Annotated in this window: 12 protein-coding genes and 1 pseudogene; 6 read left to right on the top strand and 7 right to left on the bottom strand. The window is 70.8% G+C overall.

Features of this window, described 5'->3' with window-relative positions:
• The first annotated feature begins 474 nt into the window (after positions 1–474).
• Entirely contained in the window at positions 475–654 is a 180-nt protein-coding gene (locus ACFYO2_RS15565) for a hypothetical protein (RefSeq protein ID WP_388348803.1), read from the top strand.
• Here ACFYO2_RS15565 and ACFYO2_RS15560 read toward each other — a convergent pair.
• The 5 genes and pseudogenes from ACFYO2_RS15560 to ACFYO2_RS15540 all read right to left on the bottom strand — a co-directional run bounded on the left by ACFYO2_RS15560 (position 644) and on the right by ACFYO2_RS15540 (position 5,431).
• Complete coding sequence (locus ACFYO2_RS15560; RefSeq protein WP_388348801.1) at positions 644–2,287, bottom strand: IS200/IS605 family accessory protein TnpB-related protein; 1,644 nt, start codon at positions 2,285–2,287, stop codon at positions 644–646. The two genes, ACFYO2_RS15565 and ACFYO2_RS15560, sit on opposite strands and share 11 nt — an antisense overlap.
• Positions 2,284–2,754: pseudogene (locus ACFYO2_RS15555) on the bottom strand (IS607 family transposase); the annotation flags it as partial. The pseudogene ACFYO2_RS15555 and the gene ACFYO2_RS15560, both read right to left, overlap by 4 nt.
• 122 nt (positions 2,755–2,876) lie before the next feature.
• Complete coding sequence (locus tag ACFYO2_RS15550; RefSeq protein ID WP_388348799.1) at positions 2,877–3,434, bottom strand: tellurite resistance TerB family protein; 558 nt, start codon at positions 3,432–3,434, stop codon at positions 2,877–2,879.
• Between the two features lie 146 nt (positions 3,435–3,580).
• Positions 3,581–4,855, bottom strand: coding sequence for a helix-turn-helix domain-containing protein (locus ACFYO2_RS15545; protein WP_388348797.1), 1,275 nt, complete (start codon positions 4,853–4,855; stop codon positions 3,581–3,583).
• A 210-nt stretch (positions 4,856–5,065) separates the two neighbouring features.
• Complete coding sequence (locus tag ACFYO2_RS15540; protein WP_388348795.1) at positions 5,066–5,431, bottom strand: hypothetical protein; 366 nt, start codon at positions 5,429–5,431, stop codon at positions 5,066–5,068.
• Between ACFYO2_RS15540 and ACFYO2_RS15535 the strand changes: the two genes are divergently transcribed.
• Positions 5,421–5,798, top strand: a complete 378-nt coding sequence (locus ACFYO2_RS15535) for a DUF4232 domain-containing protein (RefSeq protein WP_388348793.1) — start codon at positions 5,421–5,423, stop codon at positions 5,796–5,798. The genes ACFYO2_RS15540 and ACFYO2_RS15535 overlap by 11 nt on opposite strands.
• Positions 5,799–5,923: 125 nt before the next feature.
• Positions 5,924–6,715: an Fpg/Nei family DNA glycosylase gene (locus tag ACFYO2_RS15530; RefSeq protein WP_388348791.1), complete on the top strand. Its 792-nt coding sequence runs from the start codon at positions 5,924–5,926 to the stop codon at positions 6,713–6,715.
• 57 nt (positions 6,716–6,772) lie between these two features.
• On the opposite strand, the gene rutA is transcribed toward ACFYO2_RS15530, so the two are convergent.
• Entirely contained in the window at positions 6,773–7,855 is a 1,083-nt protein-coding gene (rutA, locus tag ACFYO2_RS15525) for a pyrimidine utilization protein A (RefSeq protein ID WP_388349589.1), read from the bottom strand.
• 180 nt (positions 7,856–8,035) lie between these two features.
• Between rutA and ACFYO2_RS15520 the strand changes: the two genes are divergently transcribed.
• Positions 8,036–10,984 carry a SpoIIE family protein phosphatase gene (locus tag ACFYO2_RS15520; protein WP_388348789.1) on the top strand — a complete coding sequence of 983 codons (2,949 nt, stop codon included), beginning with the start codon at positions 8,036–8,038 and terminating at the stop codon, positions 10,982–10,984.
• 199 nt (positions 10,985–11,183) lie between these two features.
• Positions 11,184–13,652, top strand: coding sequence for a SpoIIE family protein phosphatase (locus ACFYO2_RS15515; RefSeq protein WP_388348787.1), 2,469 nt, complete (start codon positions 11,184–11,186; stop codon positions 13,650–13,652).
• Between the two features lie 4 nt (positions 13,653–13,656).
• Here the strand turns inward: ACFYO2_RS15515 and ACFYO2_RS15510 are convergent, their stop codons facing one another.
• On the bottom strand, positions 13,657–15,657 hold the full coding sequence (locus ACFYO2_RS15510) for a glycoside hydrolase family 97 catalytic domain-containing protein (RefSeq protein ID WP_388348785.1): 2,001 nt from the start codon (positions 15,655–15,657) through the stop codon (positions 13,657–13,659).
• A 247-nt stretch (positions 15,658–15,904) separates the two neighbouring features.
• Here ACFYO2_RS15510 and ACFYO2_RS15505 point away from each other — a divergent pair, with 247 nt between their 5' ends.
• Positions 15,905–16,795: an alpha/beta hydrolase gene (locus ACFYO2_RS15505; protein WP_388348783.1), complete on the top strand. Its 891-nt coding sequence runs from the start codon at positions 15,905–15,907 to the stop codon at positions 16,793–16,795.
• The last annotated feature ends 85 nt before the right edge of the window (positions 16,796–16,880 follow it).

Below are 16,880 nucleotides of genomic sequence, written 5' to 3'. Positions count from 1 at the left end.
CCGCGTCGACTTTTCGGCACCCGCCAGCGGTGCCTTCCTCCGGGATTTTCACGAGAAGCGCGCAAGGCATTCCGTCCGGGTTCATTTTTCAAGGTCTGGTACCGGCTTTGCGGTTCCCCCGGGCCGGTGAGCGGAAGTTATCAGTCCGCTATGACTGCGGTTGGCGCCTGAGAGGCGCTACCGGGGGGTATCCACGAAATATCCACGAGAAGTGGAGAGCAGTTCATCTCTCGCTCCTCAGAGTGGAGTTGAGGTCACATGTGGTGAACTCCCCGCCTCGGCCATTCGGCTGATCCGCCGGGCGTCGAATCGGGTTACGCTGCACACCAATTCACCTTTGCGAACCCTAAGGAACAGCGTGTCATCGAAGAACAGCCGTCTCAGGATTGGTTTCCTGGCTCTCGTCGTGGGCTGGCCGGCCTGGCCACGGCGGGGCCCGCGGCGGCGGCCACCACGCATCAGTCCGCCGCCGCGGTGTCGTCCGCACCCGTCGACTTCGTGGACCTGCCCGCGAGCCCCCTCGCGGCCGACGGACAGAGTCATGAGGTCACCGTCACCTACCGAAACGAATCGTCGGCGGACCAGACCGTCGCCCCGCAGCTCCTGGTGGAGTCACCCGACGCGGGCCCCTTCCTCACCGTTCCTAAAGACTGAGCGGGAGTGAGTCCTGTTGCCAGGACCCATGCTCAGCCGCGTGTCCCGAACGGTGTTGGGCACGCTGGTTCCCCGCTGTGACCGCACGGCCGGTCGCCGCCCTCTGGGGGCTGGTTCCGTTCCGTGTCCGGCGGAGTCCCTCACGCCCCCGAGTACCACAATCGGCCTGGACGGTCCGATGCCCGCCACCATCGCTCTGGTGGTGGCGGGGCGGTTTCGTCCGTCGCCGGATCGGGTGCCCGAGGGCGCGCCTTCCGATCGCGATGCCCGCTGCGTCGTGGCGGGTCATCGCACGCTTGCTGCTGGTCAGGGGTGTCTTCCAGTGCTCGGCGCCCCACTTGGAGGTGTATGCCGGGTCGACGGCGACCAGGGCCAGGCCGTGCTCGGCGGCCATGTTCACCAGCCTGGCCTTGACCTTGCCGGTGGGGATGCCGTGGATGAGCTGCCGGAAGCGCTTCTTGCGGCCGAACTTCTCGCGGGTCTTCCCGTCGGAGAAGTCGAGGTCTTCGACGGCGATCGCGGTGACGCCGATCCGGGTGGCCCAGCGCAGCAACTGGCTGAGCGCGTGGCGTAGCTGCGCGTCGCGGTGGTCCGCCGAGCCGGTGAGGTCGTAGGTGAACCGTTGCGGGTCACCGACCGGGTTGCCGTGCTGGTCGAGGCGGTACGCGGCGAAGTGGTCGGCGTTCGTGTCCACACCGATCAGCCCGCCCGCCCGCGCCGCCTCCAACGGGAGGGTTTGCACGGCGGGGCGCTTCCACGAGGCGGTCAGGTACCAGCGGCCCTTGGCCACGTCGTAGTGGATCTCGTACGCGACCGCACGGTCGTGGGCGATGCGGTCGGCCCACTCCTCGCCCCGGTGCTGGAACGCGACGCGGCTGGTCAGGACGTACCGGCCACGCGGGCTGTTGGCCAGGTACCGAAGCGGCTTGGGCAGCTTGATCGAGACCTCGCCGTCCGGGGCGACGCGGATCGTCTCGTTCCCGAACCGCTTCCCCGACTCGCCGTCCGCGCTCAAAAACCAGCGGGCAGCCTCCCAGCGTTCCCGCCATCCGGTCTCGGTGAGTTGGGCGGCGGCCAGGTTGTGCCGGTTGTTCGCGAGCCTCTTCCCGCCGCGCACGACGTGCACCCGACCGGTCGCGATGTCCTGCGAGACGGCCGCGAGACGGGCCTTGAGGATGTGGAGTCGGCGGGACTTGCGGAACCACTCCGCCTGCGACCGGTACCCACCCGGCCTGCCCTTCGTGCCCTTCTCCCCGACCGGGAGGGACAGACGGTGCCGAAGCATGCGGATGCCGTCGGTGAGCTTGTCGCGGTATGCGAACTGGCCGCGCCGGGCCAGGGCGTACTGGTCGTGGGTGCCCTTGGTGACGGCACCGGCCCAACGCGACGACGACCCGGCGGTCAGGTCCTGCTTGCGGGTGGCCCAGGTCTGGTTGGTGCGCTCGAAACCGGCCCGCGAGTACAGGGCGAGGTCAGCGGCTGCGAGAGAACCGAGGTGGGCGCCGACCAGACGCAGGACCTTGTCGTCCTGGGGTGTGAGGTCCTTGAACCGGTCACGGATCGCGACACCCGCCCGGTCCTGGACCACGAACGGGTCCCGGACCGGACGGAACGGCTGCGTTCGCTCGTTCACTCCGCGGCCGCCTCAAGTGCTTTCTGCGCCCGGTTCCCCGCCGAGCGGCGGCCGTACAGGCGGGCACAGAACGAGGTCAGGACCTCGGTCATGTCGCGGACCAGGTCGTCCTCGACCTCGCCCTCGTCGAGGACGACCAGGCGGCGGCCGTGCGCGGCCAGAGCGGCCTCGACGAGCTCAACATTCATCCGGCCCAGGCGGTCCTTGTGCTCGACGACCACGGTCGTTACGGCCGGGTCGGCCAGCAGGCGTCGGACCTTCGCCCGCGCTCCGTTCATGCCCGAGGCGATCTCCGACTCCACACGCACGACCCGGTGCCGGGCCTTCGCCGCCCACTTTGCAAGGCGCGCGGTCTGCCGCTCCAGGTCAGCCTTCTGGTCATGGGAGGAGACCCGGGCGTACAGGCCCACACCACCGGTGACATCCACGGCCTGGCTGGCCTCGATGTTCGCCAGGATCGTGCGCGGAATAATCGCTCATCTTCACTAGAACGAGTGCAGTTCAAACCCCGGCGCGGCCGCGGCCTACCGCGACCTGCACGGCTGAGCGGGGCCGGTCGCGACCTGCCGCCGCGCGGCGGCGCCGTGCGTCAGAGGCCGAACTCCTGGGCGGACAGGCCGAGTACCGAGCAGGCCTCGCGCAGGATCTGCTCCTCGGCCGGCGCGATGTATCCGTCCGCACCCGCGACGACGAAGCCGGTCTGTACGACCGCCCTGGCCTCCGTGGGCTTCTTCGCGGCCTTGGCGATCTCCTGCAGGGCCTCGGCCTTGCCCTGCTGGAAGTTGAGCGCCAGCTGGTCGACGTGCTTGTTGAAGCGCTGCCGCAGCTGTTCGGAGGGGAAGTTCTGCAGGACGTCGTTGTTCAGGATCAGCGACTCCACATGCTGCCGCTCGGCCGGGTCGACCTGCCCGTCGGCAGCGGCGACCAGGGCGCACATGGCCATGCTGGCATCCCGGTAGGCGCCGCTCTTCAGCTCCGTCTTGAGAGAGGTGAGCTGGGACTTGAGGGTGTTGACCAGCTGCGCCCGCGATCCCCCGGCGGATCCCGACCCCGACCCCGGCCGCCCGTGGCTGCCGGCGCCCCGCGTGCCCTGCGCCTGCTGCTGCAGCCCCTTGGCCTGGTCCTTGATCCGATCCCACATCGCCATCAGTGCCACCTCGGCTTCCCCATGTCGTTCCGGTCGCCCGAAGGCGTTCCGCCGGTCCTCCTGCCAACTCCTCCCGGCGCCCCTGAGTTCCATGGTCGCAATGCCGCCTGTCGTGTACCGCCTGTCATGCACCGCCTGTCGTGCGCTCAGCCGGGGATGTCGGGGTTCCACTCGTCCCGCGCCCACTCGGAGCCACCGAGCGGGTAGTTGTACGCGGGCCGCCCCACGTTCCCGCTCGTTCGGAACGGCTTGCCGTGGTCGTCGATGCGTACGGAGCCCTGCTTGCCGCCGCTGGACCAGTCCAGCTCCAGGTACCAGCTCACGTTGTGCGCCCGCGCGTCCGCGAAGACGTAGAAGACCTCGGGGTCGGACTCGCTCACCTTGTACGGGAAGTCGCGCTGCCCGGCCTTCGGGGAGGTCGAGGGCCGCCCGGCATCCAGGTTCACACCGAACGAGGCGGTCTCCACGCCGCCACCGCACCCGACGCCCATCGCGAAGTCGTTCCAGGCGAGCGGCGCGCTCTTCTCCACCACCCGCACATGCAGTTTGTCCAGGACGACGGTGGCCTTCCCGGTGCCCTGCACGGTCAGCGCGAGCATCTGCTGCCCGCCGGCGACCCCGCCGAGCGCGGTGACCCACCCGCGCGCGTCCGGCTCGGCCGGCGGCGGAGGGATCTGCTCGGGCTTCCGGTCGACCAGGTAGTGCTGGCTGCACGGCCCGTCCCACTTGTACGGATCCACGGCGACGTCGGGCGCGGTGGCCCCGTCCTCGGAACCGCCGCCCTGTCCCGCTCCGGCCCCGCCGCTGCGGGAGGGGGAGGCGGTGGCAGCCGTAGGACCGCCGCTGCGGGAGGCGGACGGCGAGGCCGAAACCGACGCCGACTCGCCTTTCCCGCCAGGGGACTTCGAGGCGCCGGGACTGTCGTCCACGGACTTTGAGGCGGCTCCCACGGACTGTTTCGCGCCCTGGTCGTCATCACCCTTGCCGGAGACGAGATTCACCACGAGCGCGGCCGACACGACGGCGGCGGCCACGGCGGCACCGGCGAGGACGACGGTACGCCGCCGCCGCGCCACGGGAGCCTCCGCCGCTACGTCCGCCACCACGTCCGCCGCTACCTCCGCCCGAGGTTGTTCCTCGGCCTCGGTCTCGGTCTCGGCCGGGGCACCGCCCGCCTTCTGCCCCCGCCGGGCATCCGCGAGCACCCACCGCCGGTGCAGTTCCACCAGCTCCTCGGGCGTCGCCTTGCACACGCGCGCGAACCGCTCCACGGGCGCGTAGTCCGTCGGTACGGCGTCCCCGTTGACGTACCGGTGAAGCGTGGACGCACTCGTGTGCAGCCGCTTTCCGAGCACCCCGTAACTGAGCCCGGACCGCTCCTTCAGCCGGCCCAACAGCTCCGAGAAGTCGTCCCCCGCCACCGTTCCTCCCTCTCCCCTTGTTCCGTAACCCCGTTCCAGGGGAAGGTCGTTCCCCCTGGTCACAGCTGGTGCAGGCGTTCCAGCGTCCCGGATGCACCGGCAGACGTGGCGGCCGGGACGGATCACCGCACAAGCTCTGGTCATCCAAGCACGCCGCTCCCGGCACCCGGTCGAGCGGCCCGTGCCAACGCCCGTACCGCACCAGGGGGATCACATGTCCGCACGCACCCACCGCACCCGTATGCTTGCCGCCGCCGCGATCACGGTCGCCACGCTGACGCTGGCGGCGTGCAACCAAGGAGAGGGCGTCCGTGACGAGGGCGCGTCGGCGGGATCGGGGTCCACGGCTTCCGCCACGTCCTCGCCCACACCGTCCGCGGCGTCCGCCACGCCGTCGACCGAGGGGAGCGGGGGAACGTCCACGGGGACGGGACAGGGCGACCCCGCGAGCCCGGCGTCCGGGGGTTCGAAGGGCTCGGCGTCCGGAGGTTCGACGGGTTCGGCGTCCGGAGGCTCGAAGGACTCGGCGTCCGCCACCGTCCCCTGCTCCGCCACCATCACCCGGATGGCCGCCACGGAGGTCTCCCGGCCCTTGAACCACCTTCTCCTCACCGTCACCAACACCGGCTCGAAGAACTGCGACCTCACCGGCTACCCGGCCGTCCGGTTCGACGAGGCCCAGTCCGTCCCGCCGGCCTTCGAGGACTCCAAGCCGCAGGCGGTGGTCACGCTGGCCCCGGGCGAGTCGGGCTATGCGAGCGTCCTGCTCGCGGCCGGGGACGGCAGCGGCTCCCACGGCCACACCGCCAAGTCCCTCGCGGTCTTCCTCGACAAGGGCACGAGCGCCGCCCACCCGTCACTCCCCGCGAAGGGCGTGTACGTCGACGACTCGATCGGCGTCTCGTACTGGCAGTCGACCATGGCGGACGCCCTGACCTGGTGACGCACCGGCTTGGTGACGCACCGCTTGGTGACGCACCGGCACGCTGACGCGCGGAGCGTGTGGGGCTGCGCGTCGGCCTGCCGCGAGTGACCATGTCCTGAGGGAGGGGAGAGAGGACGTGCCCCATGCCCGAGCTGCCGGACGTCGAGGGATTCCGCGAGGTGCTCGAGTCCTGCGCGAAGGGCAGGGTCATCCGCCGCGTCGAGGTGCGCGACGCGGGAGTCCTGCACGGGGTGAGCGCGCGGCGGCTGCGCGAGGCGCTGGAAGGCCGCCGGTTCGGCAGGCCGGAGCGGCGCGGGAAGTGGCTGCTCGCCCGCACCGGCGACGGCCCCACCCTCATGCTGCACTTCGGCATGACCGGCCGGCTGGTCTGCGGCAGCCCCGACGACCGGATCGAGGCCCACGACCGGGTCCTGTTCACCGTGGACGGCGACCGCCAGGTCCGGTACCGCGACCAGCGCAAGCTCCGGGGTCTGTGGCTGGCCGACGACGAGTCCGGTGTCGTACGGCTGCTGGACGGGCAGGGGCCCGACGCGCTGGCGGTGGACCGCGACGACTTCGAGGCGGCGCTCGCTTCCCGCCGCGGCCGGGTCAAGACCGTCCTCACCGACCAGTCGGTCCTGGCGGGACTCGGCAATCTGCTCGCCGACGAGATCCTGTGGCGGGCCGGGCTGAGCCCCATGGGCCGGGCGAACGACCTCACCGAGCCCGAACGCCGCCGCCTCTACACCCAGATGCGCCGCACCCTGCGCTCCGCCGTCACCGCCGGCTGCGTCCCCCCGCGCGACTCCTGGCTCACCGGCCACCGCGACGACCCCGACCCGGCCTGCCCGCGCTGCGGCACCCACCTGCGTCGTTCCCGTATGGCGAGCCGCACCACGGTGTGGTGCCCGCACTGCCAGCCCGACGGCTCCTGACCCCCGACGGCTCCTGACCCCCGACGGTTCCTGAGCCCCGGGGGCAGGAAAGCCGGGTCAGGCCGCCGCCGACCCGCCCGACCGGGACGTCATCAGCGGCTGGACGCGCGTACCGAAGGTCTCGAGGCCCTCGAGGAAGTCGTCGAACACCAGCATGATCCCCTTGGTGCCGGCGACCTCGGCGACCTCGTCGAGCATCTTGGCGACGGTCTCGTACGAGCCGACGAGCGTGCCCATGTTGAAGTTCACGGCGCCCTCGGGCAGCGAGATGGTCCGCGCGGTGGAGGAGTCGTCGGCGGTCGTGTCCGTGGCCGATTCCCCCGCCATGTACGCGAGCGCCGCGCGGTCGGCGTTGTCGTGGTAGTCCTGCCACTTCGCCCGGGCGGCCTCGTCGGTCTCGTCCGCGATGACCATGAAGAGGGAGAGCGCGCCGACGTCACGGCCGGTTTCCCGCGCCATGTCCACGAGCGTGGCCGTGGTGTCCGCGAGGGCGAGCGGGGTGTTCACGCCGCTGCCCAGGATGAAGTTGTACTCGGCGTGCTCGGCGGCGAACTTCATGCCGGTGTTGCTCTGGCCCGCGGCAACGATGTCAATGTGCCCGTTCACCGGCCTGGGTGACAGCACGCAGTCGTCCATCTCGTAGAACTCGCCCTTGAAGTTGCTGACGCCCTCGCTCCACAGCTCCTTCATCACGGTGACGTACTCGACGGCACGGGCGTAGCGGTTGCCGAAGTGCTCGTCACCGGGCCACAGGCCCATCTGGGAATACTCGCCCGGCGCCCAGCCGGTGACGATGTTGACGCCGAACCGGCCGGGGGCGATCGAGTCGACCGTCACGGCCATGCGCGCGACGATCGCCGGCGGCAGCGCGAGGATCGGCGTGGAGGCGTACAGCTTGATCCGGTCGGTCACGGCGGCCAGGCCCGCCATCAGCGTGAACGACTCGAGGTTGTGGTCCCAGAACTGGGTCTCGCCGCCGAACCCCTTGAGTTTGATCATCGACAGGGCGAAGTCGAGGCCGTGTTCCTCGGCCTTGCGCACGATGGCCTTGTTCAGCTCGAAGCTCGGCATGTACTGCGGAGAGCTCTTCGATATGAGCCAGCCGTTGTTGCCGATCGGGATGAAGACGCCGATGTCCATGTCGCTCCTCAGCGGTCGGGGGGCCGTGGTCTCGCGCCGGACGATCACGCGGACGTCGCGGTCCAAGATAACTCCGCCTGGTTTCCCCGCTGTTGATTCCCTGAGGGCAGACCCTGGTCCGAGCGTGAGAATCCTGCGAAGCACTGCTTCGGATGAGACGGGAACGGTTAGATACCGGGTATGAACGCACGGCTGGCCCTGCTCAGCACGGTGGACCCGGGTGTCGCGGAGAGCGAGGTCTTCCGGCTGGCGCTCCAACATGCGGTGGGAGAACTGGGCGCCTTGGGAGGAACGATTCACCTCCGCGGTCCCATGTCCGCGCTGCGCTTGGTGTCGACGACCGGTCTGCCTCCCGTCCTCACGCGCTCCTGGGAGATCGTCGACCAGGAGGGCCCGCTGGCCCCGGCCCGCGCCCTGTACCAGGGCAGCGGCGTATGGGTGCCGCTGAGATCCGCCGAACCCGTCGATCCGGCCGAGCACGCCGCCCCGGCCGGATGGCCCGGCACCGGTCTGGCCGCCGTACCGGTGTTCAGCGGGGACCGCAGCATCGGCGCGCTCACCGTCCTGATGGGCGACGGGGGCGAGCCCACCCCGCGGCAGTGGGACTTCCTGCGGGCCGTCGTCGCCTGGACCGAGGAGCGCATGGGCCAGGCACCGCCGCCGTCCGGGCCCGCGCAGACGGAGCTGGGCGGTGAGCGCCTGCGGCAGGCCCTGAAGGAGGTCAGTGTCGGCTCGTGGGACTGGGACATCCGGACCGGCGAGCTGATCTGGGACGAGGCGGCCCTGGAGCTGTACGGCACCCGGCCGCAGGACTACACCGGCAAGATCGAGAACTGGATGCGGATCGTCCACCCCGACGACCTGGCGCCGACCCTGGACGCCGCCGGGCGGGCGATCGGGGACCACGGCGTGTACGAGGCCGAGTACCGGGTGCGCAAACTGGACGGACGGTGGGGCTGGACCCAGGCCCGCGGCAGGGCGACGTACGACGAACAGGGTGAACCCCTCCGGATGATCGGTGTGGGGTGGGACAGCAACGAGCCCCGTTCCGCCCGCGACGCGCTCGGCCGCGCCCTGCGCCACATGAGCGACGGCTTCCTCGCGGTGGACGACGCGTGGCGGATCACCTTCGCCAACCTGGAGGCGGAACGCACGCTGGGCTTCTCCGAGGAGGAGCTGTTCGGGCGCGTCCTGTGGGACCTGCCCTCCGCACGGCAGGTCCCGGGCCTGGAGAAGGGCTGCCGGAAGGCCGCGGCCGAGGAGCGGTCCGCCGGTTTCGACATACACATGCCGGACACCGGCCGCCGCTACCACCTGCGGCTGGTCCCGGGTCCCGACGGCCGCACCCTCTACTTCACCGACGTCACCGAGAAGCGTCGCCTGGAGGAGGAGCGACAGGCGTCCGAGGGCGCCGCCTCCGAACGCGCGGCCCGGATCGCTGAGCTGACCGCGGCCCTCGCCAAGGCGACGACCTCGCGGGACGTGGTGGAGGCGGTCGCCCGACGGGTGCTGCCGCCGTTCGCCGCAGCCGGAATCCTGGTCCAGGCCGTGGAGGGCAAACGCCTCCACAACGTCGGAGCCGTGGGCTACTCGGACGACTTCCTCGACGACGTCAACAGCGTCCCGTGGACGACGAGCAACCCGGCCTGGGAGGCGATCGAGGCGGGCACGCCGCTGTTCGTGTCCTCCGTACGGGAGTTCGCCGCGCGCTGGCCCGACCTCACCGACCTGGTCGAGCGCGGCGACAAGGAGTCCTGGGCGTTCCTGCCGCTGACCGCGTCCGGGCACACGTTCGGGGTGTGCCTGGTCTCCTTCGACCGGCCGCGCCGCCTCACCGGCGAGGAGCGCACCCTGCTGACCACGATCAGCGCCCTCGTCGCCCAGGCCCTGGACCGGGCCCGGCTCTACGACGCCGAACACACCCGCTCCCGCGAACTCCAGCGCAGCCTGCTCCCCCGGGGCCTGCCCGACCTGCCCGCGTGCACGGCCGCGGCCCGCTATCTCCCCGCCGGACAGGGCATGGACGTGGGCGGCGACTGGTACGACATCATCGCGCTCTCCGGCGGCCAGGTCGCCCTCGTCGTCGGCGACGTGATGGGCCACGGCCTGCCCGAGGCGGCCACCATGGGCCGCCTGCGCACGGCCGTCCACACCCTGGCCGACCTCGAACTGCCCCCCGACGAGATCATGAGCCACCTCAACGACATCGTCGGCGGCATGGGCGAGGAGTCGTACGTCACCTGCCTGTACGCGCTCTACGACTCCACCACCCAGGTCTGCTCCATCGCCCGAGCCGGACACCCGCCGCCGGCCCTGGTCCACCCCGACGGCACCGTGGCCTTCCCGGAACTGGCCGCCGATCCACCCCTCGGCGCGGCGGAACCGCCCTTCGAGACGGTCGAGCTGACCGTCCCCGAGGGAAGCCTGCTGGTGCTCTACACCGACGGCCTGGTGGAGTCGTCGAAGCGCGAGATCGACGAGGGCATGGCGGACCTCGCCCGGCTCCTGCGCACGGCTCACGAGAACGGCACGGCGGCGGACCTGGAACAGCTCTGCGACACCCTCACCGCCGGCCTGCTCCCCGCCGAGCACCAGGCGGCCGACGACGCGGCGTTCCTCGTCGCCAGGCTGCACGCCCTGACCGGCGACCGGATCGCCTCCTGGCCGCTCCCCGAGGACCCGAAGGCGGCCGGCCAAGCCCGCCGGCACGTCCGCGAACAACTCTCCGACTGGGGACTGGACGACCTGACCCCCACCACGGAACTGCTGGCCAGCGAACTGGTGGGCAACGTCGTACGCCACGCCAAGGGCCCGGTCAGCCTGCGGCTGCTGCACGGCGCCGAGCTGATCTGCGAGGTCTTCGACGGCAGCCTGACGATGCCCCGCATCCGCCGCGCGACGGACACCGACGAGGGAGGCCGCGGCCTGCAACTGGTCACGGCGCTCTCCCAGCGCTGGGGCACGCGCTACACCGCGACAGGGAAATGCATCTGGACCGAGCAGGCGCTGCTGGGCCCGGGCGGCCGGAAGGATCCACCGCCCGACGCGGTGGCGGCCCTGATGTTCCCGAGCGTGGACGGGTTCGACGGAGACCTGGACGCTCGCCCCTTCGGGGACGAGGACCTGTAGCGACTGTTCTCCCGGACGGCCACGGCTCATGGGTCGAGCCGGTCATGGCGATGCTCACCGGTCGACTCCACCCGTGAGCGCGCGCTCCTTCGCGATGGCCGGTGCCTTGGGGGACCTGATGCGACACATTGATAACGGAATAAGACGGAATAAGGTGGAACAGACGCAATGGGGCTCAACGAGAGCGAGATGAGCGGCCATGGAGCGGCACATCGTCGACGAGCCGGGAGCGCGGCACGGCCCGGATGTGGTCCTTGAAGCGCTCACCGCGCGCGCCACCGTCGACGAACACGGCACCGTGACCGGCTGGAGCGACGGCGCCGAACGCCTGCTCGGGTACTCGTCGACGCGGATCCTGGGCCGGCCGGCCGCCTCACTTCTGGCCGACGAGCCCAAGGTGAGCGACCTCCCGCCCTTCCCGGAGCTGCCGAGGTGGCACGGCCCGCTCGCTCTCCGGCACCGTGACGGCCGCCGCGTCGAGGCCAAGGTCCTGGCGCATCACAGGACGCCGGACGCCGGGCCCCGCGACTGGCTCCTGGTCTCCGCCGTGACCGGGGCGCAGCCCCACCCCGAGGACGACGCACTCATGAGGCAGGGTTTCCTTCTGTCCCCGTTCTGCGCGACCTCGGTGTACGACACGGACCTGCGCTTCCGCAGGTCGAACCGGTCCTCGCAAGGCGCACTGGGCCTGAGCGACGACGACATGCGCGGGCTGCGGCTGCGGGACGTCCTGGACGACCCCATGGTCGAGGAGATCGAGCGGCTGATGCTGCTGGCCCTGGAGACCGGCGAGCCCCAGTACATGGAGAACCACGCGCGTGCCCCCGGTGAGACGCGTGAGCACGCCTGGTCGGTCCACCTCTACCGCCTGGAGGACCCGGACGGCCGCATCGTGGGCGTGGCCTCCACCGGGCACGACATGACGGAGCAGTACTGGGCCCGCAAGCGCCTCCAGCTGATCGCCGAGGCCGGCAAGCGCATCGGCAGCACCCTCGACGTGACGCGGACGGCGCAGGAACTGGCAGACGTGGCGGTCCCGCACCTCGCCGACTTCATCAGCGTCGACCTGCTGGCGTCCCTCGACGACCTGCACGAGGAGGCCCCGGCGATCCCGGCGGCGGACCGTTCCCTCGCACTGCGGCGCATCGCCCACCAGTCCGTGCTTCCGGGCGTCCCCGAGGCGGTCGTCGCTCCGGGCGAGGTGGACCGGTACCCGGCGGGCTCCCCGCCGGTCGAGAGCCTGAGGTCGGGACGCGCCGCGCTGCATCACGTGACGGCGCCCGCGATCGCCGAGTGGGTGGAACGGGCGCCCCCGAGGGCCTCCCGGATCCGCGATTTCGGCTTCCACTCGGTGATGACCGTGCCCCTGTCGGCGCGCGGAACGACCCTGGGTGTCGCCGTCTTCGTCCGTCACCGGCATCCCGACCCGTTCCAGCAGGACGACCTGGTACTCGCCCAGGAACTGGCGGCCCGGGCTGCCGTCAGCATCGACAACGCCCTGCGCTACACCCGCGAACGGCGCACCGCCGTCACCCTGCAGCGCAGCCTGCTGCCGCGCGGCCTGCCCGTGCAGGCCGCGGTGGAGGTCGCCTCCCGCTACCTCCCGGCCGGCGCCCGGGCCGGGGTGGGCGGCGACTGGTTCGACGTGATCCCGCTGTCCGGAGCCAGGGTGGCGCTGGTGGTGGGCGACGTCGTGGGCCACGGCATCCACGCCTCCGCGACCATGGGCCGGCTGCGGATCGCCGTACGCACCCTGGCCGACATCGATCTGCCCCCCGACGAACTGCTCACCCACCTCGACGACCTGGTGGGCCGCCTGGCCACCGAGGCTGAGGGCACGGAGCGGAACGCCGGGCACGGGGAGACCACGGGAGACGTCGGAGCGACGTGTCTGTACGCCGTGTACGACCCCGTGTCCCGCCACTGCACGCTCGCCCGGGCAGGGCATCCGCTGCCCGCCGTGGTGAGCCCGGACGGCACCGTGGAACTGCTCGACCTTCCCGCGGGGCCCCCGCTCGGCCTGGGCGGACTTCCCTTCGAGTCGGTCGAGATCGAACTGCAGCAAGGCAGCCTGCTCGCTCTCTACACCGACGGCCTGGTCGAATCCCGCGACGACGACGACCTCGACCTCGGCATCTCCCGGTTGCGGATGGCCCTCGCCGCTCCCGCCGCATCCCTGGACGTCCTGTGCGACACGGTCCTGGGATCCGTACTCCCCAAGCGGCCCACCGACGACGTCGCCCTGCTTCTCGCCCGCACCCGGGCGCTCGACGCCGACCAGGTCGCCGCCTGGGACGTGCCCCCCGACCCTTCCGCAGTCGCCGAGGCCCGCAAGAACGCGGTCGACCGACTGGCCTCCTGGGGGCTGTCCGACTCCGCCTTCGTCACGGAGCTGGTCGTCAGCGAACTGGTCACCAACGCCATCCGGCACGCCGAACCGCCCATCCAGCTGCGCCTCATCCACGACACGAGCCTCATCTGCGAGGTCTCGGACGCCGGCAACACGGCCCCCCACATGCGCCGCGCCCGCGCCTACGACGAAGGCGGCCGCGGCCTGCTCCTGGTCGCCCAGCTGACCCAACGCTGGGGCACCCGCCCCACCCCCACCGGCAAGACGATCTGGACGGAACAGAGCATCGCCCCGCCCCAACCGCCTCTCACCGCCTGAGCCGTCAGTCCCGCTTCAGGATGATCGCCTGACCGCCCGCCTTGGCCATGGCCACATCCAGCGTGGTCTGCGAGGTGACGGTCCGGGTGCTGACCACGACCGGGGTCTGGTACGGGTTGGTGCCCGGTATGCCGTCGGCGTAGACGGTCGCCGTGTAGGTCCCGTCGTCCAGGAACGACAGCGGGATCGGCAGGGTCCTGGCCGTCTCGTTCGTCATCGCTCCGAGGTACCAGGTGGACCCGTTGCGGCGGGCGACGGCCACGTACTCGCCGATCGAGCCGGCCAGGGTCCTGCTCTCGTCCCAGGTGGTGGGGACGGCGTTGAACCAGGGCAGTCCGGGCCAGTTCGCGGTGCCCGCGTACTTGGACGGCTTGTCGTACCAGAAGAGGAAGTTGAGGGGCTGGTAGTAGACCGCGGCCATCGCCATCTGATGGGCGTTGGTCGTCTTGTCGCGTGACTGCCCGTAGCAGATGGTGTAGTCCATCGGGCCGCCGATGTTGCGGGCGAAGGGCAGCGTCACGTTGTGCGTGGCCGTCGGGAACTGCTCGTTGCCCCGGACGCCTTCCAGGCTGATCCAGTTCGGGTACGTGCGCTCGTAGCCGAACGGCCGGACGTCGTCGTGCATGTCGATCAGCAGCCGGTACTTCGCGGCCGTCTTCGCCCAGTCGATGATCTGGTCGGTCATCGACCGGGTGCCGTCGTTGATGAAGCCGAGCTTGATGCCCGCGACGCCCCAGCTCTTGTAGAGACCGAACAGCGCGTCCGCGTCGGTCAGCGCGAGCCGGTTGACGTAGAGGAAGACGCCGATGCCCTTCCCGGTGGCGTACGAGATGACCGACGGCATGTCGATGGCGGCGATCGGGGTCGTCGCGTCGATGGTGGTGAACTCGGGCCCGTACCAGCCGGCGTCGTACTCGATGTACTCCAGGCCGCGGGCCACGGCGAAGTCGACACCCGAGACGCCGGCGGCGGTGCTGAGCTCGCAGCGGAAGACCTTGCCCGGTTTGATCCATGAGGTGTCGGTGAGTGCGCTCGCCGGGGCCAGATTGAGCACCAGTTCGGCGTTGTCGACCAGTTCGGCGTGCGTCGACCCGATCACCACCGCGCGCCACGGCGTGGCGAACGGAGTGGTGACCGTGGTGGTCGTCTCGACCGGGCCGGTGCCGCGGGCGGTGTGCTCCATCAGGAAGGCGGAGAGGGCGCCCGGCTGCCCGGAGACCGAACTGAGCATCAGACGGGGGAAGTTCACCCTCGCGGACTCGCAGATGCAGGCGATGATCCCGTTGGACAGGGTGGCGGTCAGCGGCAGGTCGGTCAGGGGGCCCTGGTCCGTGCTCGACGTTCCGGTGGAGGGGATGGCGTCGGGGGCGACCGGGAGGTAGGCGTTCTCGTCGCGGGCGCTGTAGACGGTGGTGCCGTCCGGGAAGACGAAGGTCGTCAGTTCGTCGGCGATGGTGGCGGTGATGTCGCTGTCGCCGCCGGTGTCGGTCGCTGTGCCTGTGTCGAGCAGGACGTAGCGGAGGGCGACGCCGGTCCTGTGGGCGCGGGCCTGGACGCCGAAGCGGATCCCCGAGGCGGTGTCCTGGAGGGTCCAGCGCTGCTCCTGGTAGAGGTCGGTGACGGTCGCGTTGCGCCCGTAGACCGGGGACCAGGTGTCGTGGCTGGTGCAGAGCGCGTTGTCGGTCACCGTCACGTCGCTGCCGAGGGTGGTCCCGTCACTCAGCCTGAGGCCCAGGGCGGAGGTGTCGATCACCGTCCTGCCGCCCCGCGCGACGGACCACTGGAGTGCTCCGCCCACCACCGACATCGTGATGGACGTGCCGCCCATGCGTGCGGTGGCGCTGACCGCGGCGTCCGCGGCGTAGGCCGGCCGTGTGGTGCCGAGCCCCACCGCCGCCATCCCGACCGTGACGGCCGCCCCCTTGAGGATCCCCCGGCGGGACAGCGCCCCCGAGCGGCCGCCTCTGTCCGCGACAGGCTCTTCCTGGTCTCCTGCGGCTCTCATCGTGAAGGGACCCCTCCTGGGCGCACGGAATTTAGGTAGTAACCGGTTACTGCGAGGGGAACGTACGCCCGGAGCACACGCGGGTCAAGATCCTGGACGTCTGAGAACAGCAAGGACGCACGCAGGCGCCGGACCGACACGCGATCCCGGACTCACCCGTGACGCGCTGACCGTTGCGTGATGCAGGATGAGCGTCCATTATCAGGAATCCTGTTAATTCAAAGTTGCATCGAATGAGGGTGGGGCCATGCTGTTCGCCAGATTCCAGGCCAGAGGGGTGCAGCTGCTGCTCGGCGGCATGATGGCCCGCGTGCACGAGGACCTGCGCTTCACCGACATCCCCAAGCACACCGAATCCCTCCAGGTGGAGACCACCGCGGGACCGGTGACCTGCACCGTCTACCGCCCGTCGGCCACAACCGGCACTCCGCCCCCCGTGTACATCAACTTCCACGGAGGCGGCTTCGTCGTCGCCCGTCCCGAGCAGGACGACCACATCTGCCGCTACATAGCCGCCACGGCCGACTGTGTCGTGATCAACGTGGACTACGCCGTCTCCCCGCAGCGGCAGTTCCCCGCAGCCGTCACCCAGGCATACGACGTCACCGCGTGGGTCGCCGAGAACGGACCCGCCAACAACTGGGACGGCTCACGGCTCGCCGTGGGCGGACACAGCGCCGGGGCCAACCTGACCGCCGCGGTCTGCCGCACGGCCCGGGACCGCGGCACCTTCACGCCCCGCCTCCAGATCATCGACTCCGCACCGCTCGACCAGCTCGCCGACCCCGCCGCCAAGCATTCCCCCATCGCCAAGCCGCTGCTCACCCCCCACCTCATGCGGGTCTTCACCGCCGCCTACGTCCCGGATCCCGCCGATCGCGCCCTTCCCCTCGTCTCTCCCGGTCTGGCCGACGACCTCGCCGGGCTGCCGCCCGCCCTGGTCATCGTCGCGGAGCACGACCGCCTGCGCGACGAGGGCGACGCCTACGCCAAGGCCCTGGACGCCGCGGGCGTCCCGGTCACCCACCGCGTCTTCGAGGGCGTCGACCACTACTTCACCCACACCGGTCCGGCGCCGGCCGGCAAGGAGGCCATCGAACTGATGGCCTCGGAGCTGCGCACCGCACTCAGTACCTGACGGCCTCGGCGACCCGGCCGTCGGTCAGGCCGGTACGGCCCAGTCGTTCGGCGATCGCCCGGCCGCCGAAGAGGTGTTGCTTGAC

It is taken from the genome of Streptomyces sp. NPDC006602 (assembly GCF_042870385.1).
Classification (GTDB): Bacteria; Actinomycetota; Actinomycetes; order Streptomycetales; family Streptomycetaceae; genus Streptomyces.
Note: the sequence above shows the minus strand (reverse complement) of the source record. Positions and strands in the feature narration are given on the sequence as shown.